Here is a 21,398-nt window from a genome sequence, read left to right as displayed (position 1 = left end):
GCGCAGTGTCCGGATTATGACGAGGTCATGGTCAGCCCGTGAGCGACTCTCTGGTTTGCCGGCGGGCTGATCGGCAGGCTTGCAGGCATGACGGACGTTGTGCGGTTGGACGCGGTGAGCAAGGTGTACGGCAAGGGTCAGGGCGCGGTCGCGGCCCTGCGTGAGGTGTCGGTGAGCATCGGCGGCGGGTCCTTCACCGCCGTGATGGGGCCTTCCGGATCGGGTAAGAGCACGTTCCTGCACTGCGCGGCCGGGCTGGACGTGCCCTCCTCCGGCTCGGTCCGGCTCGGCGGCACCGAGCTGGCGAACATGTCCGAAACGCAGCTGACCGAGCTACGACGCCAGCGCGTCGGCTTCGTCTTCCAGGCCTTCAACCTGGTGTCGTCGCTGACCGTGGCAGAGAACATCACACTGCCGCTGCGCCTGGCCGGCACCAAGGCGGACCCCGCCTGGATGGCCGAGATCGTGGACCGGGTCGGTCTGACAGGCCGTACCGAGCGGCGGCCGGCCCAGCTGTCGGGCGGTCAGCAGCAGCGGGTGGCGATCGCCCGGGCGCTGGTCACCCGGCCCGAGGTGGTCTTCGGTGACGAGCCGACCGGCGCCCTCGACACGATGACCGCCCGCGACGTGCTGAAACTGCTGCGCGAAGTAGTCGACACCCTGAGACAGACGGTGGTGATGGTCACCCATGATCCGGTGGCCGCCTCCTACGCCGACAGTGTGTTGTTCCTGGCGGACGGCCGGATCGTGGATGCGATGAGCGCGCCGAGCGCGGAGAAGATCGCCGAGCGGATGACCAGGCTGGGGGCGTGGAAGTGATCGCCTGGAAGATGATTCGGCACCGCAAGGCCGCCTTCGCGGGCGCGTTCGTGGCGCTGCTGTGCGCGGCGGCGCTGGTGTGCGCGTGCTTGATGCTGCTGGAGACCGGGTTGCGCGGCAGCGTGGCACCGGAACGGTACGCGGGGGCACCGCTGATCGTGGCCGGCGACCAGTTCGTACGCGAAACGGAGGTGAAGTCCAGCGGCAAGACGAAGTCCAAGGCCAAGACGCTGTCGGAGCGCAGGTGGATTCCGGCAGAACTGGCCGAGCGGCTCCGCCGGACGCCCGGGGTCGCCAGGGTGGTGCCGGAGGTGAGCTTCCCGATCGCGGGACGTTTCCTCGGGCATGGGTGGGAGTCGGCGGAACTGACGCCGTTCACCATCGCCCAAGGCCGCGAGCCCAAGGCCGATGACGAGGTCGTCGTCGATGCCCGCAACGCTCACGCGCTCGGCACCAAGCTGGCCGGCTACCAGGTGGTGGGGGTGACCGCGCAGGCGCTGCCCAGCCAGGACACCCTGTTCTTCTCCACCGCTCAAGCCCGCAAGCTCGCCGGACGTCCCGGTCAGGTCACCGCCATCGGCGTCTTTCCCCTGATGGACGTCCGCGTCGACGGCGCCCTCACCTACACCGGTGATGAGCGTGGCGCGGTGGAGTTCCTGGGTGCGGAGAATGCCCGGATCAAGCTGATCAGTCTGGGCGGCGCGCTGGCCGCCACCTCGCTCCTGGTCGCCATTCTGGTCGTGGTCGGCACTTTCGCCCTGTCCATCCAGCAACGCCAGCGCGAACTCGCCCTGCTGCGGGCGGTCGCCGCCACCCCCAAGCAGATTCGCAAGCTGCTCGGCGGCGAAGCCCTCACCCTCAGCGTGGCCGCCGGGCTGCTCGGCTCAGCCGCCGGGATCGGACTGGGCTTCTGGCTACGTTCCCGCTTCGTGGAACTGGGCGCGATGCCCGCCAACCTCGACCTGGTCGTCAGCCCGTTCCCCGCGTTGGGCGCGCTGACCGCCACGGTGGCCGCCGCGTGGGCGGCAGCCCGCGTCTCAGCCCGCCGCACCAACCGCATCCGGCCGGTCGAAGCCCTGGGTGAGGCAGCGCTGGAACGCACCGGCCTGCCCGTGGGCCGGCTGATCGCGGGGCTGGTCTGTGTGGCAGGCGGCGTCGCGTTGACGATCCTGCTGTCGTTCCTCGACACCGAGGCCGCCTCCAGTCCGGTGACCCTGCTCACCGCGCTGGTGTGGACCACCGCCGTTACCCTGCTGGGCCCGTTGGCGGCCCGCGCCGCGCTGGCGCTCCTGGCCCTGCCCTTGGCCGCCTCCCGCGTCGGCGGCTACCTGGCGACGCGCAACCTGCGCTCCGGAACCAAACGCATGGCCTCGGTCATCTCCCCGCTCACGCTGATGGTGGCGCTCACGTGCACGATCTTGTTCGTGCAGACCACGATGGGCCACGCCGCCGAGCAGCAGGCCGCCGCCGGCGCCCGGGCGGATCACGTGGTCACCGGCGTCAGTGCGGCCGCGGTCCGTGACGTGCCCGGCGTGGTCGCGGTCAGCCAGGTGCTGCGCACGTCGGTCCGGGTCGGGCTGACCAAGTACGGCGCCCAAGCCGCCGACGTCGACCCGCGCACCATGGACCTGGGCATCACCGCAGGTTCGATCAAGGATTTCGGCAGGAACTCGGTCGCCCTCAGCCAGACGGCCGCCTCCCGGCTCGGCAAGAACGTCGGTGACGAGCTCAAGCTGACCCTCGGGGATGGCACCCCCGCCACGCTCAAGGTGGCCGCGATCTACGCGCGGGGTCTCGGCTTCGGCGAGCTCACGCTCGCCCGCACGCTCGTGGCGGGGCACGTGGACGATCCGTCCGGGACGCTGCTGGTGGCCGGCGGCACCGCCGACGCCCTGCGCAGGGCGCTGCCCGCCGCCACCATCCTGGCCCAGGCGCAGGCGGCCGAACTGAGCGCGCCCAACGCCGAGGTCAACTACGTTGCGATGGGCCTGATCATCGCGTTCACCGCGATCGCCGTGGTGAACACGCTGGCCATGGCCATTGCCGACCGCACCCGCGAGCTGGCGCTGCTGCGCCTGGTGGGCGCCACCAAGCGGCAGATTCTGCGCATGCTGCGCCTGGAGACCCTCACCTCGGTCCTCATCGCGGTGGTGGCCGGGACCGCGATCTCTCTGGCCACGCTGTCGGCCTTCGGCACCGGGATGACCGGTTCCGCGCTGCCGTACGTACCTCTGAGCACGTATGCGGCGGTGATCGCCGCAGCGACGGCGCTGGCGCTGCTGGCGACCGCGCTGCCGGCCAGGCTGGCGCTCAGGCAACACCCAGCCGAGGCGATCGGCGCACGTGACTAGGCTCTCGCATCGCGCTGCCGGGTATCCCCTACTCGCGCCGGAGCGCGGCGGCGCGGTCGAGGAACAGGGTGCGCTCGCGCGTGTTGTGGGTCAGCCCGGCGGCGCGTTCGAACTCGGTGGCGGCCTCCTCGGCCCGGCGCAGCTTCGCCAGCAGGTCCCCCCGGACCGCGGGCAGCTGCGCGTAGCCACGCAGCGCGCGCTCGTCCAGAAGGGCGTCGGCGATCTCCAGCCCGCGTACGGGGCCGTAGGCCATGCCGACCGCGACCGCGCGGTTCAGCTCGACGATCGGCGAGGGGGCGAGGTGGGCGAGCAGCCGGTACAGAGCGGCGATCCGTTCCCAGTCGGTGGCCTCAGGGGTCAGCGCGCGGGCGTGGCAGGCGGCGATGGCGGCCTGCAGCCCGTACGGCCCGAGCGTGCCCAGCGCCTCGGCGCGGCCCAGCGCCTCCAGGCCGCGGCGCACGAGCAGCCGGTCCCAGCGGCTGCGGTCCTGGTCGAGGAGCAGGATGGGGGTGCCGTCCGGCGCCGTCCTGGCCGGGATGCGCGAGGCCTGGATTTCCATGAGCGCCAGCAGACCGTGCACCTCGGGCTCGGCGGGCACGAGCCCGGCCAGGACCCGGCCCAGGCGCATGGCCTCCTCGCAAAGCGACGGGCGGGTCCAGTCGTCGCCCGCGGTCGCCGCGTACCCTTCGTTGAAGATCAGGTAGATGACCTCCAGGACGGAGGCCAGCCGGCCGGGCAGTTCGGCCGGCGGCGGCAGCTCGATAGCGATCTTCTTGTCGGTGAGGGTGCGCTTGGCGCGGAAGATCCGCTGGCCCACGGTCGGCTCCGGAACGAGGAACGCCCGCGCGATCTCCTCGGTGCTGAGCCCACCGAGCAGGCGGAGGGTGAGCGCGAGCCGGCCCTCCGCCGGCAGCACCGGGTGGCAGGCCGTGAAGATCAGCCGCAGCAGGTCGTCGCCGATGTGGTCGTCCAGTACGTCGTCGAGTTCGGCTTCGGCCGACTCCTGTCGCAGCTCCATATCGCGCCCCACCTCCTGCAGCTTGCGTTCGTAGACGTCGCGGCGGCGGAATTGGTCGATGGCGCGGTGCTTGGCGGTCAGCATCAGCCAGGCACCCGGATTGTCGGGTACGCCGTTGCGCGGCCATTCGTCGAGGGCGGCGACGAGCGCGTCCTGCGCGAGCTCCTCGGCCAGTCCGATGTCGTGCACCATACGGGCGAGAGCGGCGATGATCCGGGCGGACTCGATCCGCCACACCGCCTCCACCGCCCGGCGGGAGTCCGCTAGCGTCATGCGTCCTGGATACAGCATCCGGCCGCGGGCCGCGTGCGCGGTCCGCGGCCGGGGGGCGGCGGGTCAGGCGGGAGGGGCGAAGTCCTCGGGCCCGAACAGCCGCAGCACGTCCGCCTCGCCCTCCCAGCCCGTCCACAGGTCACGGTGCAACTTGAGGAAGCGGGAGCCCCACTCCACGGCCTCCTCCTTGGTCTTGACCTGGTAGAGGGCGTAGCTGATCAGTTCTTTGGCCTCGGCGAACGGGCCGTCGGTGACGGTCAGCCGGCCGCCGCTCAACTGGATCCTCGCCCCTTCGGAACTGGGCGCCAGGCCGCTGTTGTCGAGCAGGGCCCCGGCCTCGGTGGCCTCCTGGCCGAGCTTGAAGATGGCCTCCATGAGCTCGGCCGGCGGCGGCCCGTCGGGCTGGGAGACGATTTTGAGAGTGATCAGGTAACGCATCGTGTTCTCCTTGGTGAGCAGTGACTTGGTGATCGGTGAAACGACAGGTCAGGCGTCGTCGCGGAAGAGCTTCAGCGACACGAGGGACAGCCAGCTCCAGATCGCCAGGATGCCGGCGACGAACGCGAGATTGGCCCACGCGACGCCGCCGCCGCTGGCGATGCCGACGAAGGCGCCCAGGAACAGCGTGCCCGTGACGCGGGAGTAGCCGGCCCAGCCCCTGCGGCCCTCGCCGGCGAACCGGGAGGCCATGACGTAGCAGGCCGCGACCATGCACAGGAATCCGACGCCGCCGATGGCCAGGTGCAGGATGCCGGAGAGGGTGATCGCACCCGGGCCTTCGGGCGTCCCGGCCGGGAAGCCCATCGCGGGGTCGGCGGGGAAGATCGCGGCGCCGATCATACCGGCGCCGAACGCGCCGACCAGGCGGGGCGCCCACTGTGCGCCCCGCCCCGGGGACAGGCTACGGCGCAGCCCGGCGGCGCAGGCGATGGTCGCCAGGGCGGTGACGACGAAGTTCGCGGTCTGGATCCAGCCCAGGTCGCCGTTGGCCAGGAAGCTCCAGGGGTGGCGGGTCAGGTCGAACCCCTCCCGGGTGAACGCCTGGGCCAGGGCGACGCTCACGTACAGCGGGCCCGCGACGACGCCGAAGCCCAGCAGCGGGCGCTTGATGGAGATCGGGCGGGCGGCGGGGCGGGGGAGCTGCTGGGTCATGGTCATCGTCCTTCGCGTGTGGGCCGGCTTCATCCGGCTCTCTGCGTACGCTGCGAACGGGAAGACCCTGATTCGACACTCGCCCAGAAGTTTTTTCAAGATTTTTCAGCCGGGATTCCCGCCTAGATCCAGCCCGCCTCGGACGCGATGCGGGCGGCATCCGTGCGGTTGCGGGCGTTGAGCTTGGCGACGATCGTGGTGATGTAGTTGCGTACGGTCCCCGCGCTCAGGAAGAGCTGACCGGCGATCTCGGTCGCCTCGGCGCCCGCCGCGACCAGCCGCAGAACATCGGCCTCGCGGGGCGTGAGGGGGTTGTCGGCCAGGTCCCACGCGGTGCTGGCGAGCGAGGGGTCGAGGACGCGTTCGCCCCGTGCCACCTTTCTGATCGCGGCCGTCAGTTCCTCCGGTGAGGCGGTCTTCAGCATGAAGCCGTCCACCTGGGAGGCGAGCGCGCGGCGGAGATGGCCCGGTTTGCCGTGGCCGGTGAGAATGAGCGTGCGGCATTCCGGCAGCCTGGCGCGCAGCTCGCCGGCGGCGGCGAGGCCGTCGATCCCGCCGGGCATGTCGATGTCCAGCACGGCCACGTCCGGCCGGTGGACCAGAGCGGCGGCGACCACCGCGTCCCCCGACTCGACCGCCTCGACGACCTCGATGTCGGGCTCGAGCCCGAGCAGGGTCACCAGCGCTTCCCTGATGACGTGCTGGTCTTCGGCCAGGAGCATGCGGATCATTTGACCATTATGTCTAGATCACGATGAGGCCATGACGGGATCGTGATCGCCTTGTCGGCCGGCGTGGCAGGCTGTCAGCGTGCGAATTGCAATGCTTGGTCCGGTGCAGGTTCACGCCGATGATGCGAGGCCGATCGACGTCGCCGGCGCTCGGTTGCGCATGTTGCTGGCCAGGCTCGCCCTTGAGGCGGGCCGTCCGGTATCCGCCGACTCGCTCATCGATGATCTGTGGGGTGCCGAAGCGCCCTCTGGGGCCTCCGCCGCGCTGCAGGGGCTGGTGTCCCGGTTGCGCAAGGCGCTGTCCGGGGCGGGAACGGTGGAGCTGGTGGCGGGAGGCTACCGGCTGTCAGTGCGCGCCGAGGACGTGGACGTACATCGGTTCGAGGACCTGGCCGGGCAGGGCAGGCGGGAGCTGGCGGCGGGCCGTTTCCAAGAAGCCGCTTCTCTGTCCGGCGCTGCCGTCGATCTGTGGCGGGGCGCGGCGCTGGCGGATGTGCTCGAGGCCCCGTTCGCCCGCAACACCGCCACGAGGTTGGACGAGCTGCGGGTCGCGGCCCTTGAGGACCGCTTCGACGCCGAGCTGCGGCTGGGCCGGCACGCCGAGGTCCTGGCCGACCTTGGTACGGCGGGCGCCGCACATCCGCTGCGCGAACGCCTGGCCGAGCTACGGATGCGCGCGCTGTCGGCGGCGGGACGCCAGTCGGACGCGCTGGCGGTGTATGAGGAGATCCGCGGCACGCTGAGCGCGGAGCTGGGCATCGATCCGTCGCCCGAGCTGCAGGAGGTCCATCTCGCGCTGCTCCGCGGCGAGCTGGACCGGCCGGTGGCACAACCGCAGGCGGCATCGAGCCGGCTTCCGGCGCGGCTGACCAGCTTCATCGGCAGGGAGGGCGAGCTCGGCCGGCTCGCCGAGCTGATGGCCGCCTCCCGGCTGGTCACGATCGTCGGACCTGGAGGCGCGGGCAAGACCAGGCTGTCGCTGGAGGCGGTGACCCGTGACCGGGCTTATCAGCGTGGCCGGGTGTGGTTCGTGCCGCTGGCCAGTGTGAGCGCACCGGAACAGCTGACCGACGCGGTCCTCGGTGCTCTCGGCGGCCTGTTCGGCGCCGGGCAGCCGCAGCAGGCCGCCCCGATGGATCGGGTGGTCGAGCGGCTCGACGTCGGCGACGCCGTACTGCTGCTGGACAACTGCGAGCATCTGGTCGAAGCGGCCGCGGAACTCGCCGAGCAACTGCTCGACCGGTTACCCCAGCTCAGGATCCTGGCCACCAGCAGGGAACCTCTGGCGATCAACGGGGAGGCATTGTGCCACCTCGGCCCGCTCGATGTGCCCGCGGGAGAGCCGGAGCTCGCCGCGGCGGCCGGGGCGGCCGCGGTACGCCTGTTCGTCGACCGGGCCGCGAGTGTCCGGCCGGATTTCACGCTGGACGATTCCACGGTGGACGCCGTGGTGGAGATCTGCCGACGGCTCGACGGGGTGCCGCTGGCCTTGGAACTCGCCGCGGCCAAGCTGCGCTCCATGAGCGTGGAGCAGATCGCGCGGCGGCTGGATGACCGGTTCCGGCTGCTGACCTCGGGCAGCAGGACCGCGTTGCCGCGCCAGCGCACGCTGCTGGCCATGGTCGAGTGGAGCTGGGACCTCCTGGACGAGTCCGAGCGGGTGCTGGCCCGCAGGTTATCGGTGTTTCCCGGCGCGGCGAGCCTGGCCGCGTTGGAAGCGGTCTGCTCGGACGAGTCCCTGCCGGCAGAGGACGTGCTCTACGTGGCCGGCTCCCTGGTCGAGAAATCCATCGTCCAGCAGACCGACGATCGGTATCGCATGCTGGAGACGATCAGGGCCTACGCGGCTTCCCAGCTCGCCGCGTCAGGCGACGAGGTCTCCGCGCGGTTCGCCGGCTATTTCCTGGCGCTGGCTGAGGAGCACGAGCCGCTGCTGCGCACCGGAGACCAACTGCGCGCGATCGCCGTCTTCGACACCGAGTACGACAACCTGGCCTTGGGGCTGCGGGCGGCCTTGGACGCCGGGGACGCGCCCACGGCGTCCAGGTTCGTCAGGTCGCTGTTCTGGTATTGGGGGCTCAGAGGGATGAGCACCCAATTCTCGACGTCCGTGGAGGAGGTGCTCAAGTTCGGCGACGCACTGCCCGACCAGGTGCGTACCGCCTTCGGTGTGGTGCAGGGCGCTGCCGGCCCGTTGTTCACCAGCAGGAAGATCACGGATGCGGACGCGACGGCGACGATGGGGTTCCATCCCGCGCTGCCGATGCTGCGGATGGCGCAGCTCGGCTCCCTCGAGGACGACTCCGATCTCATACGACGCCAGCTCGGGCAGGCGTTGAGCTCTCCGGACCCCTGGGTACGGGCCAGCGTGCTGTGGACGCAAGACCATATCCGCGTGGAACAAGGCGACCTGACGACAGGTGCTCAGACACGGCAGGAGGCGTTGCGCGGCTTCGAGGCGGTCGGCGACCGGTGGGGGATGGTGATGAGCCTGCTCCGCATCAGCCGCGATCATTCTCTGCGGGCCGAGCACGACCAGTCCATCGCCGTCGCGCAGCGAGCAGTCGCGATCAGCTCTGAGCTCGGCACGGAAATGCATCTGTATTGGACCAAGACCAGGCTCGCGAGGGAGCGGATGAACAGCGGCGACCTGGACGGCGCCCTGCGGGACATCCACGCGGCTCTGCACCAGGCCAAAGAGCGTGGCCACCGGCGTATTGAGACCAACATGCTGTCCTCCCTGTCCACCGCGCACCGCCTCGCGAAAGACCTGGAACAGGCTGACGAGAGCCTGGACAGGATGGAGGCGCTCGCTCGGCGGCTGCCGTCCTTCGAGGGACTGCCGAGCGACGCGGTCGCGGGTTTCAGGATGGCCAATCGGCTCGTCGAAGGAGCGGCAGGGCCGGCGCGCGAGCTGCTTCCCAGCGTCATCCGTGTGGCGTTCACCCACGGCCAGGCGAACGGTCTGGCCTGGCCTGCGGAGCTGCTGGCCTGGTTGCTGGCGCTGGAAGACGATCCGGCCGGCGCGGCCACGGCGATGGGGATGAGTCAGGTCATCCGCGGCTGGTTCGACGAGGGCGACCCGGAGCTGCGCGCGCTGGCCGCCGAACTCACCGGTCGGCTGGGCGAGGACGGATACCGGGACGCCTACCGCAAGGGCGCCGAGATGCGCAGGCAGGACGCGCTGGACCGGCTGGCCGCGCTCGGCGGTCATCCGGTCACGTCATGAACGCTCAGGCGGCGTTCTTGCGGTAGGCGCGCATCGCCAGCGGGAAGAACACCGCCACCACGCCGGCCATCCACGCCAGGCTGCCCAGCAGCGGCCCGGCGACGGCTCCGCCGTTCATCAGCCCGCGCAGGGTCTCCGCCATCAGGCTGACCGGGTTGACCTCCGACCAGGCCTGCAGCCAGCCCGGCATGGTCTGCGAAGGGACGAACACGTTGCTGGCGAAGGTGAGCGGCAGGACCATGATCGTGCTGATGCCCTGCACCGAGCCGGGCGTCTTCAGCAGCATCCCGAGGTAGACGGAGATCCAGCTGAAGCTCAGGCCGAACGCGAGCAGCAGCCCGACCCCGGCCAGCGTGGCGGCGACACCGGTCTGGACCCGGTAGCCCATCACTGTCGCGAGCGCCAGCAGGATGGCAAGCGACACGACATAGCGGACCAGATCGGCGAGCACGGCGCCGACCAACGGCGCGGAGCGGGCGATCGGCATGCTGCGGAAGCGGTCGAAAACGCCGGTGCTCGCGTCGGCGTTCAGCGAGACGCCGATGCCGATGCTGGCCTGGAACACGGTCATCACCATGATCCCGGGGACGATCGTCTGCAGGTAGCCGTCGACGTCGCCACCGCCGATGGCGCCGCCGAACAGGTAGACGAACATCAGCAGGAACACGATCGGCGTCAGGATGACGTCGACGAGGTGCACGGGGGACTTGCGTACTTTGGCGATGCCCCGCCCTGCCAGGGCGATTCCGTGCCCGAGGGCTCTGGCCGGGCTGATGCGCAGCGGGGTCGTCTCCGCGTACGGGGTGCTCATGCGACGTTCCTCTCAGCAACGGTGTTCTGCCTGGTCAGCGCCAGAAAGACCTCATCCAGGCTGGGTAGGCGCAAACCCAGCTCATCAGCGGTGATGCCGGTCCCATCCAGTCTTCTGACCAGCGCGGACACCAGCATCGGGTCGTCGGCGGGCACGGTGAGCAGACCGGTGTTCCGATCACGGATCGGAGCGGCACCAGTCAGCTCGGTCAAGATCCAGGCCACCTTCTCCGCGTCGGTCGCGACCGTCGGGCGTACGTAAAGGATCTGACCGCCGACCCGCCGCTTCAGCTCACCCGGCCTGCCCTCGGCGACCACCCGGCCCTCGTCGATCACGGTGATGCGATCGGCGAGCTGGTCGGCCTCCTCCAGGTACTGCGTGGTGAGCAGGACCGTGGAACCGTCGAGCACCAGCCCTCGGACCACCTCCCACACCTCGTTGCGGGTGTGCGGGTCGAGCCCAGTGGTCGGCTCGTCCAGGAACAACACCTGCGGCCTGCCGACCAGGCTCGCCGCGAGGTCGAGCCGGCGCCGCATACCCCCAGAGAAGGTGCTGATCGGACGGGTGGCGGCGTCGGTGAGCTCGAACCGCTCCAGCAACTCGGCTGCCCGCGCTCTGGCCTGCCGCTTCGACAGATCGAGCAGCCGGCCCAGCAGCACCAGATTCTCGACACCTGACAGGCTCTCGTCCACCGATGCGTACTGCCCGGTGAGCCCGATCAGGGCGCGGACTCGCACCGGGTCCTTCACCACGTCGTGGCCACCGACCGCGGCGCGGCCCGCATCGGGCCGCATCAGCGTCGACAGGATCCGCACGGTGGTGGTCTTGCCGGCCCCGTTGGGGCCGAGCACGCCGATCACCTTGCCCGTCGGCACCTCCAGGTCGACCCCGTTCAGCGCGAGCTTGTCCCCGTACCGTTTGACCAGACCCTCGGCCCGGATCGCGTACGACATCGTTGCTCCTGTTCAGCCTTCGCCGTCCTTGATGAGGGCAACGATGCCGACCGCCGCTGATGGCGGGCAGATCGTGCGCTGACACGGGACCGGCACCCGCTATCAGCGTGTCCGGCTTGGCTATGGTTAGGGGGTCTTACTCCTTGGCGCCGCTTTCAAGCAGGTGACACGCGATTCTCGATGAGAAACGGCCAGATGGCCTGACACATCCCCCGGCGAGTGAAAGCGATGCTAAGGAGCGCTGATGAGGCAAGACGTGCGCATTCCGCTGCCAGACGGCGGCTCACTGGCGGCGACGGTGGCGCTGCCGGAGGGGATCACACCCGCGGCCGGATGGCCAGGGGCGTTGGTCGTGCACGAGGTCTACGGCGTCGAGCCGGACATGCTGGATGTGGTGGACCTGTTCGCCGAACATGGATACGCGGCGGTCCTGCCTGATCTGTACAGCCACGGCACCAGAATCGGGTGCCTGACGCGAGCCATGCACCAGCTCGCGACCGGTAAGCCAGGTCGGCCGGCCGCCGACATCGACGCAACCCGGCAATGGCTGGCCGGCCGCGAAGACGTCGACGGGGACCGGCTCGGTGTGATCGGATTCTGCATGGGCGGCGGGTTCGCCCTCGCATACGCGGCGAGTACGCCGCCCGGCGTGCGAGCCGCATCGGTGAATTACGGCGCGGTCTCGCGGGACAAGGAAGAACTGCGGTCGGTGTGCCCGGTCGTAGGCTCCTACGGCGGTCGCGACCAAGGCTTCAGGCCGCACGGCGCACGGCTGCAGGAGCATATGCGGGCGCTCGGCATCGAGCACGACGTCGAGATCTATCCGGCCGCCGGGCATTCCTTCATGACCGACGGCCATCACCCCATCGCGAAACTCGCGCTGTTCCCGCTGCGTCACGGCCTGGTCCGCCCAGCAGCGGACGACGCATGGCGGCGTACCTTCGCCTTCTTCGACAAACACGTCGCGAAGCACGAGTAACGCCGGATCCCGGGGGTCCCCGCACGTCAGGTGCTCCCGAACCAGCCGGTCGAAGGGAGCCGGCGAACGGGGTTGAAGAACCTTCACGAGAACCCAGGCGTCGAACAAGCCATGGACGTGTTGATCGACGGGGATCCCCAGCGGCTGGGCGACTACTGGCTGGCCGGGCGCCTCGGCGCGGGCGGGCAGGGCGTCGTGTACGAGGCCTATGCCGAGAGCGGTCAGCGGGTGGCCATCAAGGTGCTGCACGGGGACCAGGCGGCCCAACTGGCCAGGGAGGCGGCTGCGGCGCAGCGGGTGGCCTCGTTCTGCACGGCCACGGTGATCGAGACGCAGCTGGAGGGGCCCAGGCCGTACATCGTCAGCGAATACGTGGAAGGCCCCAGCCTGCGCAAGGCCGTCACCGGCGGGCGCCGCTTCACCGGCGGTGACCTGCATCGGCTGGCGACGGCCGTGGCGACGGCGCTGACCGCGATCCACGACGCCGGGGTGATCCACCGCGACATGAAGCCCGACAACGTGCTGCTCGGCCCGGACGGCCCACGCGTGATCGACTTCGGCATCGCGCGGACCGCGGAGATGTCGCTGACCGCGACCGGCCTGGTCACGGGCACGCCCACGTATATGGCGCCCGAGGTGTTCAGCGGGCACCGGGCCGGGATGCCCGCCGACGTGTTCGCGTGGGGCGGGATCATGCTGTACGCGGCCACCGGCGAGGACCCGTTCCAGGCCGAGAGCCTGGGCGGGGTGATGCACCGGGTGTTGTCCGACAATCCCGATCTCAGCGTTCTGCCGTCCTCGCTGCACCCGCTGGTGGCCGCCGCCCTGGCCAAGGAGCCGCTGCACCGGCCGACCGCCAGGCAGCTCCTGCTCGCCCTGGTCAGCGGCGACGCGCGGGCCGAGACGGCGTACCTGCTCGCGCAGGGTGGCAAGGAGGCCGCGCACATCAGTGTGGCCGCCGACGATCCGGCGCTGGGGAAGCTGGCCGAGGACGCCTTCGGACTGCTCGGCGCCGAGGAGCGCGAGCTGGTGGCGGAGGTGTTCCTGCGGCTGGTGACCGTGGACGAACAGGGTCGCCTGTCGGGCCGGCGTGCCGCCGTGTCCGAGCTGGTGGAGGGCAGGCCGCTGCCCGAGGTCTCGGCGATCACCCGGATCCTGGAGGTGTTCGCGTACCTGCTGGGCCGGCAGGGCGAGGAGATCTGGCTGCTGCGTCCCGCGCTGCCGCATGCCTGGCCGCGGTTCCGGCGGTGGGTGGACGCCAACCGGGACGGTCTGGCCGTGCACAAGCAGATCCTTTCCGGGGCGCGGCGGTGGCAGCAGGCCGGACGCAGGGACGGCGATCTGCTCCAGGGCGACAGCCTGGAGAACGCGCTGCAGTGGGCGGCCACCGCGCGCCGGAACATCACGCTGTCACCGCCCGAGCGGGACTTCCTGGCCGCCGGCGCGGCATTGACCAGGCGCCGGGCCAGGCGGAACCGCCTGGTGGCGCTCAGCCTGACCGGCCTGCTGGTGATCTCGCTGGTCGCCGGTGGTCTGGCCGTGCAACAGAGCATGCTCGCCGACGAGCGCGCCGACCGGATCGCGGCGCAGCGAGACCAGGCCGAGGCGGCGCGGATCGCCGCTCTCGCGGACACCCTGCGGAACACCGATCCGCCGCTGGCGATGCTGCTCAGCACGGCCGCCTGGCGACTGGACCGGACCCCGCAGACCAGGGCCGCGCTGACCGCCTCACTCCACAGACGCGAGACGACGATGTTCAGGGACCCCGCGACCGCCGCGGACACCGTGCGGACGCTCAGCGCGGACGGACGCACGCTGGTGAGCGTGAGCGAGGACGCGGCGCTGGTGCGGGACGTGCGGACCGGCAAGCAGACCGGCAAGATCGGCAAGCTGGGAATCTCCGGAGAGCAGATGGCGAGCGTGGCGTTCGCCCCCACGGGCCGCACCCTCATCGTGCTGACCGACAAGAGAGCGCGGGCCTGGGATCTGCGCAGCGGCAAGGTGGCCAGGACGTGGACCTTCGGCCGCCCGCTGGACCTGCGCAGCGGCTCCGCTCTGGCGTCCTTCGGCGCCACCGACCGCCTCGCGGTGGTCACCGTACGCGGCAAGGACTACGTATGGGACCTGGCCACCGGTCGCCGAACCCAGGTGCCGGCCCGAGCCGGCGTCATGGCGCCCACCGGGAACTCGATCTTCGTGATGACGGAAAAGGGGAGAGTGGAGCGCTGGAGCCTGCCGGGGCTGACCTTCCAGCGGCGGCTCAGGGTGGAGGGCGACGCCGGCTGCGAGAACTGCGGACCCCCCGAGGCGGTGAGCCCGGACGGGAAGTGGCTGGCGCAGTCTCTGGAGAAGGTCCTGCACCTGACCGACCTCGCGAACGGCACCGTCGACTTCATCGGCGACCGTGACGGGGCGGGGCAGCAGGGAGACTGGAACCAGGGCGTCGTGACGTTCAGCGGGGACGGACGGCTCCTCGCCTCGGTGACCGACAAAAGCGTCCAGTTTTGGCGGACGGCCGACACCCAGCTCCTCACCACAGTAACGGTGATGGGCAACAGCGACAGCATCCCCTCATCCGGCTTTGATCCCGACGGCCGCACGTTCCGGTACCTCGTCGAGGACCAGGTGTTCTCGGTGGACATCGCCGATCTGGTCACCGTCCCCCATGAGGACGTCGTGGACGTGGCCGCGTTCGGCCCGGACGGCCGGCTGATGACGGTGTCGAATTCCACCACAGGCACCCGCCTCCAGGACTGGCGCAGCGGGAAGCGGCTCGGCACGATCACCGGCAAGCGCGACGTGACGAGCGTCTCCTTCAGCACGACGAACGGCCTGGCCGCGATCGGCCACCCAGGCAAGATCACGATCATGGACGCTGGCTCGCGGGCCGTGATTGGCGAGATCGTCCCCGGTGAGGGAGATCTCGAGCCGGTCTCCACCGTCTTCAGCCCCGACGGAACCCGCCTCGCGGTCGTTCTGCGGAGCCCGGACGACGGGCGCGCCGTCATCGACCATGCGACCCAGCTGTGGGATTGGGCGGCCGGTCGCCGGCTCTGGACCGCCACCCTGGGCGAGGTGACGGACCTGGCCTTCTCTCCCGATGGGAAGACGCTTGCCGTCGCGGGCGGTGAAGAGCGCCTCCTCGACGCCGCCACCGGAAAGTCCAGCGGAAAGTCCTTTGGCAGCAGTGGAATGGACACCTCCGGCGCCAAGGTGTTCTTCACCCATTCGGGACGGTCGGTGGTCGTACTGGACTCGCGCGGCCGCATGACTCTCTGGGACGCCGTCACCCGCCGCCGTGGCCCGGTATCGCACGGAACGCCCGGCATCTTGCCGGCCGCCGCCTACTCGCCCCGCGAGGACCTCGTCGCGGTGGGTGTGACGGACGGACGGGTGCAGCTGTTCGACCCTTCCAGTGGTACGACCCTTGGCACGCTCGTGGACACGGGGGGAGGCCAAGTGCCTGCGGCCGCCCAGCTCCAGTCGGTGGCCTTCACGCCTGACGGATCGGCAGTCGTCACCGTCGCCCTGAACGGCGCCGTCCACCAGCACCTGATCGACCCGGAGCGCATGGCGAAGGAGGCCTGCACCCGGGCGGGCAGAACGCTCACGGCGCAGGAGTGGAACACCTATCTTCCGTCCGTACCGCACTTCGACGTGTGCCGACGTTGACCGGTGATGCGAGAACGGCTATCGCTTGAGCTCGGGGGATGACCGTGCCCAGCTGGTGACCATCGCTTACGAGACGGGGCTGGTCCGTCCGCGGTCGCGGTAGCCGGCGCGGGCGCGTACCACGTTCGCAGCAGTCCCTGACCCTCCCCGAGGGGGAGGTTCGCGCAGGTGAGGGCCGCGACGCTAGAAGCGTGACCGACACGATGCTCGCCGTGGCCGCCTGCGTGGCCTCGTCGTTGTGCTACGCCCAGGGGGCGATCGCACAGCGGCGCATCGCCATGGCCGGGCGCGAGGGCCGGGCCGGGTGGGCGTATGCGCTGGGCATGAATCTGGCCGGTGGTGCCCTGCACGTGGTGGCGCTGGTGTTCGGGCCGGTCACGATGGTCCAGCCGCTGGGTGCCCTGACCTTGGTCGTGGCCGTGTGGCTGCGCCGCCGTACGGCGGTGGTCACGCGGATGGAGTGGATCGGGGCGGCGCTGACCGTTTTGGCGCTGGCGGGCCTGGTCTGGCTGACCCTGCCCGTCGCGGCTTCCCGCGCGCTCACCGGCACCGAGATGGTCACCGTCAGCGTAGTGAGCGCAGCCGCGCTTGCCACGCTGACGGCCGGGGCGCTGGCGCCTGCCCGGGTGATCCGTTCGGCGGCTTGGAGTGGGAGCGCCGGAGTGGCCTTTGGCACCACGCCTGCTCGGGTGATCCGTTCGGCGGCTTGGGCCGGGAGCGCTGGAGTCGCCTTCGGCACCGCATCAGCCCTGGTGCCCGCGGTGGCGGGGGCAGGTGGCGAGGGGATGCTGCTCGTCGGCGCTGTGGTCGGCTGCTTCGCGGTGGCTGGGACGGCGTTGTCGCAGGCCTCCTACCGCGACTTCGGACTGGCGCTGCCGCTGGCCGTGCAGAACGTCGCCAACCCGCTGGCGGCCGCGGCGATCGGGATCACCGTGTTGGGCGAGCAGTTCCGGCCCGGGACAGTGGGGCTCGCCGCGGTCGCGGCCGCCGGGCTGGTGTGCGGCGTGGTGCTGCTCGCCCGCGGTGAACAGGCCCGGACCGGCTCCGCATCCGAGGTCCCGCTCACGCCCCCTATCGGCTCCTCGCCCGAGGTCCCGCTCAGCTCAGCACCCCAGGTCCGGCTCAGCTCGGCACCCGTCGGCGGCCGTCCGTCCGTGTGGCCGGTCACCTCACCCCCAATAGGAAGTAGATCATGACATTTCTGGCTAGATTGAGCCTCGCCAACCGGGGGCTCGTGGCGCTTGTCACTCTGGTGGTGGCGGCCTTGGGCGTGTTCGCCGTCCCGTCGTTGAAACAGCAGCTTCTGCCTTCCCTGGCCTTTCCTCAGGTGTCGGTTGTGGCCTCCTACGCCGGTGCCGCACCGCAGATCGTCGAGGACCAGGTGACCGTACCGATGGAGGAGGGGCTGCGCGGGTTGGCCGGGGTCACCGAGATGACCTCGACCTCACGTGAGTCGAGTTCGACCGTCCAGGTGGCCTTCGAGTTCGGCACCGACCTCGACGACGCCCAGGGCAAGGTCCAGCAGGCCCTCGACCGGGTCCCCCTGCCTGACGGGGTGGAGCAGCAGACGATGGTGGGCAGCACCGACGACCTGCCGGTGCTGCAGATCGCGGTGGCCTCCGATCAGGACCAGCAGCAGCTGGCCGACAAGCTGTCCACCCAGGTCGTGCCGACCATGTCCGGTATCGAGGGGGTCAAGGAGGCGTCGGTCACCGGCGTACGCGACCAGGTGATCACCATCACGCCCGACGCCGACGAGCTCGCCGAGCACGGGCTGGACGCCTCAGCGATCTCCACTGCCATCCGCAACGCCGGCAACCCCCTGCCCGCGGGCTCGTTCACCCAATCGGACACCACGTTGAGCGTCCAGGTCGGCAGCCGCTTCGGCTCCATCGACGACCTGAAGGACCTCTACCTGACCCCCTCCGCAAGCCAGCCGCAAGCCGGTCAGCCGCAGGCCGGTCAGCCGCAGGCCGGTCAGCAGACGGGTCAGCCTGTGCCCGGGCAGCCCGCGGCTGAGCCCGCCGACCCGCCCGAGCCGGTCCGCCTGGGCGACGTCGCCGAGGTGAAACTGGGCCAGGCCAAGGCCAGCACTCTGACCCGCACCAACGGCAAGCCGAGCCTGGGCATCTCCATCACGATGAAGCCCGACGGCAACGCCGTGTCCATCTCCAATGACGTACGCGCCGCGCTGCCCGATCTGGCCAAGGCGCTGGGCGGCGCGGCGACGCTCACGATCGTCTTCGACCAGGCGCCGGGGGTGACCGAGTCCATCGAAAGCCTGACCACCGAGGGACTGCTCGGCCTGGCCATGGCGGTCCTGGTCATCCTGGTGTTCCTGTTCTCCATCCGCTCCACGCTGGTGACCGCGGTGTCCATCCCGCTGTCGGTGCTGATCGCGTTGATCGCGCTGTGGGGCTGGGACTACTCGCTCAACATGCTCACCCTGGGCGCGTTGACCATCGCGATCGGGCGCGTGGTGGACGACTCGATCGTGGTGCTGGAGAACATCAAGCGCCACCTGTCCTACGGCGAACGCAAACGCCAGGCCATCGAGAACGGGGTACGCGAGGTCGCCGGCGCGGTGACCGCCTCCACGCTGACCACGGTCGCGGTGTTCCTGCCGATCGCGTTCGTCGGCGGGTTCGTCGGCGAGCTGTTCGGCCCGTTCTCCATCACCGTGACCGTCGCGCTGCTGGCCTCCCTGCTGGTGTCGCTGACCGTCATCCCGGTGCTGAGCTACTGGTTCCTCAAGGCGCCCAAGCAGAGCGACCGCCAGCAGGTCGAACAGCACGAACGCGACGGGCTGCTGCAGCGGGCCTACGTCCCCGTGATCCGCTTCGCCACCCGGCGCAGGATGTCCACGCTGGCCGCCGCGCTGGCCATTTTCATCGGCACGCTCGCCCTGATCCCGCGCCTGGAGACCAGCTTCATCGACAACGGTGACTCGGACTCGGTCAGCGTCACTCAGACCTTCCCGGCCGGCACTTCCCTGGCCAGCGCCGACGCCCATGCCAAGGAGGCCGAAAAGATCCTGACCGAGCTCGACGCCATCGAGTCCTACCAGGTCACCGTGGGCGGCGGCAGCGGTGTCGGCTTCGGCGGGGCCGCCCAGGGCGGCGGCGGCGGTGACACCGCGCGCGCCAGCTACTCCCTCACCTTGCGCGAGGGCAGCGACGCCGCGGCCGTCGAGAACCGGCTGCGCGAGCGGCTCGGCACGCTCGCCGACGCCGGAGAATTCACCATCGGCGCGAGCGGCGGCTTCGGCGGCGACAGCCTGGAGGTGCTCGTCAAGGCAGCCGACACCGACGTGCTGCGCCAAGCGACCCAGAGCGTGCAGCAGGCCATGGCGTCCATCTCCGGCATCACCGAGGTGACCAGCAGCATCGCCGACACCGCCCCCAGGGTCGACGTCACCGTCGACCGCGAGAAGGCCGCCGAACACGGCCTGACGGAGAGCGGCATCGGCCAGGCGGTCACGCAGGCCTTCACCGGCACCACTGTCACCCAGCTCTCCTTCGACGGCACCACCGCCGACGTCGTGCTCTCCCAGGGCGACGCGCCCACGTCCCTCACGAAGCTGCGCGACCTGGAGCTGGCCGAGAACGTCCAACTGCGGGATGTGGCCACCGTCAAGCAGGTCAACGGACCGTCAGCGGTCACCCGAGTCGACGGCGAGCGCACCGCGAGCGTCACCGGGAAGAACACCGGATCCGACCTCGGCACCGCCAGCACCGCCCTGGACAGCAAGCTCGCCACCCTGACCCTGCCCGCCGGCGCGAGCTACTCCATCGGCGGCGCCAGCGCCGACCAGGCCGAGGCGTTCACCAGTTTGGGCCTGGCCCTGGTCGCGGCCGTGGCGCTGGTGTTCCTCGTCATGGTCGCCGCCTTCCGCAGCCTGATCCAGCCGCTGATCCTGCTGGTGTCGATCCCGTTCGCCGCCACCGGCGCCATCGGGTTGCTGCTGATCACCGGCACCCCGCTCGGGCTGGCCGCGATGATCGGCCTGCTGATGCTGATCGGCATCGTCGTCACCAACGCCATCGTGCTGCTGGACCTGATCAACCAATACCGCCGGCAGGGCATGCCACTGCAGGAGGCGGTGATCGAGGGCGGACGCAAGCGCCTGCGCCCCATCCTGATGACCGCCCTGGCCACGATCTTCGCCCTGCTGCCGATGGCACTGGGCATCACCGGTGGTGGCGCGTTCATCTCCACGCCGCTGGCCGTGGTAGTCATCGGCGGGCTGATCAGCTCCACCCTGCTGACCCTCATCCTGGTCCCGACCCTCTACACCATGGTGGAAAACCGCAAGGAAAAGCGCCGCGCCAAGCGAGACGGCCGGCGCGCCGCCCCCGCCGACGCCCACCCGCAGCCCGAACCGGTGGCCAGCGGCACCTCCTGAACCGCCTGCCGTAGACACATCGATTCCGAACCGCCACCGCGCCGTCCAACACGGGCCCGTTTGGACGACGCGGTGGCCCTCGGCACGACGGCGGATGTAAAAGATTCTAGACATCGCGTCAAAGACTCGTTACATTGGTGATGTCGAAAAAGTTTTACATCCCGAGGCGCTCGTGGCCTTCGCCCCATCTCGTCGTGGGGCTCGATGCTGCCGTCGCCACGTCGATCGGAGTCGAACCTGCTCCTGACCGCCATTCTGGACGTGATCGCGGCCTGGGCGCTCATGGTCTTCTTCAAGCCGGTGCACGAAGGCATCGCCACGCTCGCGGCCTGGCCCAGGGTGGTGTACGCGGGCGTGTTCATCGTTGCGATCGCCCAACTCGCCGGAGCGCTGCCCCTCGTCGGGAATGCCGAGTACCCAGGCGCATACACCGCACATCAGCTCCACGGTGAGGCGTTGCTGAAGATCAACGCCTTCCAGGACATCTGGCACGCCGGTCTCAGCCTTTTCGGTCCTCACCTGCTGCTGCTCGGATACTTGGCGTACCAGTCGGGTTACGTGCCCAAGTCGGTCGGTGTCCTGCTCGCGATCGCCGGGCTCGGTTATCTCGTGGACGAGCTCGGCGTTCTCCTGGTCCCGGGCTACTCGCTCGAGGCCGCCACATTCACCTTCGTGGGCGAGGTCGTGCTCATGATCTGGCTCCTGGTCAAAGGCAGGAGAATTCGTACACCGTTTCATGCCGCATAGCGGTAGCGGAGGGCGCCATGCCGGTCATCAAGGAAATGCAGGCGGGAATGACCGCTCGCGCCCATTCGATACGGCACGGCGGGGAGACCATTTTTAAGGCTTGATATTTACCAAGGCTTGTCCGCTCGGCGGGAAGCGGCACGCCCCGGCTGATGCGCTTCGGCAGGCCTGGCCATGGGCGGGTCTCCCGCGCGTACGCGGACTGACCTGGGCATACGGATGCGGTGTGGCTCCGGCCCTAGAACCGGGCGGGTAGCC

The 21,398-nt window shown here is 70.0% G+C and carries 14 protein-coding genes; 8 read left to right on the top strand and 6 right to left on the bottom strand.

The window, feature by feature from the left end:
- Positions 1-87 precede the first annotated feature (87 nt).
- Together ACTMTI_RS37975 and ACTMTI_RS37970 are read left to right on the top strand one after the other, a co-directional pair.
- Positions 88-819, top strand: a complete 732-nt coding sequence (locus tag ACTMTI_RS37975; protein WP_441125541.1) for an ABC transporter ATP-binding protein — start codon at positions 88-90, stop codon at positions 817-819.
- Positions 810-3,170, top strand: a complete 2,361-nt coding sequence (locus ACTMTI_RS37970) for an ABC transporter permease (protein ID WP_441125540.1) — start codon at positions 810-812, stop codon at positions 3,168-3,170. The genes ACTMTI_RS37975 and ACTMTI_RS37970 overlap by 10 nt, the downstream gene beginning before the upstream one ends.
- Positions 3,171-3,198: 28 nt before the next feature.
- Here ACTMTI_RS37970 and ACTMTI_RS37965 read toward each other — a convergent pair whose 3' ends face one another.
- From ACTMTI_RS37965 to ACTMTI_RS37950, 4 genes are all read right to left on the bottom strand, one after another.
- Positions 3,199-4,461, bottom strand: a complete 1,263-nt coding sequence (locus tag ACTMTI_RS37965; RefSeq protein WP_441125539.1) for an RNA polymerase sigma factor — start codon at positions 4,459-4,461, stop codon at positions 3,199-3,201.
- Between the two features lie 63 nt (positions 4,462-4,524).
- Positions 4,525-4,899: a YciI family protein gene (locus ACTMTI_RS37960; protein ID WP_441125538.1), complete on the bottom strand. Its 375-nt coding sequence runs from the start codon at positions 4,897-4,899 to the stop codon at positions 4,525-4,527.
- A 48-nt stretch (positions 4,900-4,947) separates the two neighbouring features.
- The gene (locus tag ACTMTI_RS37955; RefSeq protein ID WP_441125537.1) at positions 4,948-5,613 is read right to left on the bottom strand and encodes a DUF998 domain-containing protein; all 666 of its coding nucleotides are present in this window, start codon (positions 5,611-5,613) and stop codon (positions 4,948-4,950) included.
- 122 nt (positions 5,614-5,735) lie between these two features.
- Positions 5,736-6,344 carry a response regulator transcription factor gene (locus ACTMTI_RS37950; RefSeq protein WP_441125536.1) on the bottom strand — a complete coding sequence of 203 codons (609 nt, stop codon included), beginning with the start codon at positions 6,342-6,344 and terminating at the stop codon, positions 5,736-5,738.
- A gap of 103 nt (positions 6,345-6,447) precedes the next feature.
- Between ACTMTI_RS37950 and ACTMTI_RS37945 the strand changes: the two genes are divergently transcribed.
- A complete protein-coding gene (locus ACTMTI_RS37945) occupies positions 6,448-9,573 on the top strand; it encodes a BTAD domain-containing putative transcriptional regulator (RefSeq protein WP_441125535.1) in 3,126 nt (1,041 codons plus the stop codon).
- A 4-nt stretch (positions 9,574-9,577) separates the two neighbouring features.
- Here the strand turns inward: ACTMTI_RS37945 and ACTMTI_RS37940 are convergent, their stop codons facing one another.
- Both ACTMTI_RS37940 and ACTMTI_RS37935 read right to left on the bottom strand, forming a co-directional pair.
- Positions 9,578-10,384, bottom strand: coding sequence for an ABC transporter permease (locus ACTMTI_RS37940; RefSeq protein WP_441125534.1), 807 nt, complete (start codon positions 10,382-10,384; stop codon positions 9,578-9,580).
- Positions 10,381-11,337 carry an ATP-binding cassette domain-containing protein gene (locus ACTMTI_RS37935; protein WP_441125533.1) on the bottom strand — a complete coding sequence of 319 codons (957 nt, stop codon included), beginning with the start codon at positions 11,335-11,337 and terminating at the stop codon, positions 10,381-10,383. Before ACTMTI_RS37935 ends, ACTMTI_RS37940 begins: the two co-directional genes overlap by 4 nt.
- Positions 11,338-11,581: 244 nt before the next feature.
- Between ACTMTI_RS37935 and ACTMTI_RS37930 the strand changes: the two genes are divergently transcribed.
- From ACTMTI_RS37930 to ACTMTI_RS37910, 5 genes are all read left to right on the top strand, one after another.
- Positions 11,582-12,316 (top strand): dienelactone hydrolase family protein, encoded by a 735-nt coding sequence (locus tag ACTMTI_RS37930; RefSeq protein ID WP_441125532.1) that lies wholly within the window; start codon positions 11,582-11,584, stop codon positions 12,314-12,316.
- Between the two features lie 72 nt (positions 12,317-12,388).
- A complete protein-coding gene (locus ACTMTI_RS37925) occupies positions 12,389-15,988 on the top strand; it encodes a protein kinase domain-containing protein (protein WP_441125531.1) in 3,600 nt (1,199 codons plus the stop codon).
- 191 nt (positions 15,989-16,179) lie between these two features.
- Entirely contained in the window at positions 16,180-17,184 is a 1,005-nt protein-coding gene (locus ACTMTI_RS37920) for a hypothetical protein (RefSeq protein ID WP_441125530.1), read from the top strand.
- The gene (locus ACTMTI_RS37915) at positions 17,181-20,393 is read left to right on the top strand and encodes an efflux RND transporter permease subunit (RefSeq protein ID WP_441125529.1); all 3,213 of its coding nucleotides are present in this window, start codon (positions 17,181-17,183) and stop codon (positions 20,391-20,393) included. Before ACTMTI_RS37920 ends, ACTMTI_RS37915 begins: the two co-directional genes overlap by 4 nt.
- 204 nt (positions 20,394-20,597) lie before the next feature.
- The gene (locus ACTMTI_RS37910) at positions 20,598-21,140 is read left to right on the top strand and encodes a DUF4386 domain-containing protein (protein WP_441125528.1); all 543 of its coding nucleotides are present in this window, start codon (positions 20,598-20,600) and stop codon (positions 21,138-21,140) included.
- The last annotated feature ends 258 nt before the right edge of the window (positions 21,141-21,398 follow it).

It is taken from the genome of Nonomuraea sp. H19, assembly GCF_052068215.1.
Taxonomy (GTDB): Bacteria; Actinomycetota; Actinomycetes; order Streptosporangiales; family Streptosporangiaceae; genus Nonomuraea.
This window is presented reverse-complemented; position numbering and strand designations above follow the sequence as displayed.

Bases quoted from the DNA above. Each gene is read 5' to 3' on its own strand.
- ACTMTI_RS37975 (WP_441125541.1), top strand. From the start codon at position 88: ATGACGGACGTTGTGCGGTTGGACGCGGTGAGCAAGGTGTACGGCAAG.
- ACTMTI_RS37965 (WP_441125539.1), bottom strand. From the start codon at position 4,461: ATGACGCTAGCGGACTCCCGCCGGGCGGTGGAGGCGGTGTGGCGGATC.
- ACTMTI_RS37935 (WP_441125533.1), bottom strand. From the start codon at position 11,337: ATGTCGTACGCGATCCGGGCCGAGGGTCTGGTCAAACGGTACGGGGAC.
- ACTMTI_RS37915 (WP_441125529.1), top strand. From the start codon at position 17,181: ATGACATTTCTGGCTAGATTGAGCCTCGCCAACCGGGGGCTCGTGGCG.
- ACTMTI_RS37940 (WP_441125534.1), bottom strand. From the start codon at position 10,384: ATGAGCACCCCGTACGCGGAGACGACCCCGCTGCGCATCAGCCCGGCC.
- ACTMTI_RS37930 (WP_441125532.1), top strand. From the start codon at position 11,582: ATGAGGCAAGACGTGCGCATTCCGCTGCCAGACGGCGGCTCACTGGCG.
- ACTMTI_RS37910 (WP_441125528.1), top strand. From the start codon at position 20,598: ATGCTGCCGTCGCCACGTCGATCGGAGTCGAACCTGCTCCTGACCGCC.
- ACTMTI_RS37950 (WP_441125536.1), bottom strand. From the start codon at position 6,344: ATGATCCGCATGCTCCTGGCCGAAGACCAGCACGTCATCAGGGAAGCG.
- ACTMTI_RS37960 (WP_441125538.1), bottom strand. From the start codon at position 4,899: ATGCGTTACCTGATCACTCTCAAAATCGTCTCCCAGCCCGACGGGCCG.
- ACTMTI_RS37955 (WP_441125537.1), bottom strand. From the start codon at position 5,613: ATGACCCAGCAGCTCCCCCGCCCCGCCGCCCGCCCGATCTCCATCAAG.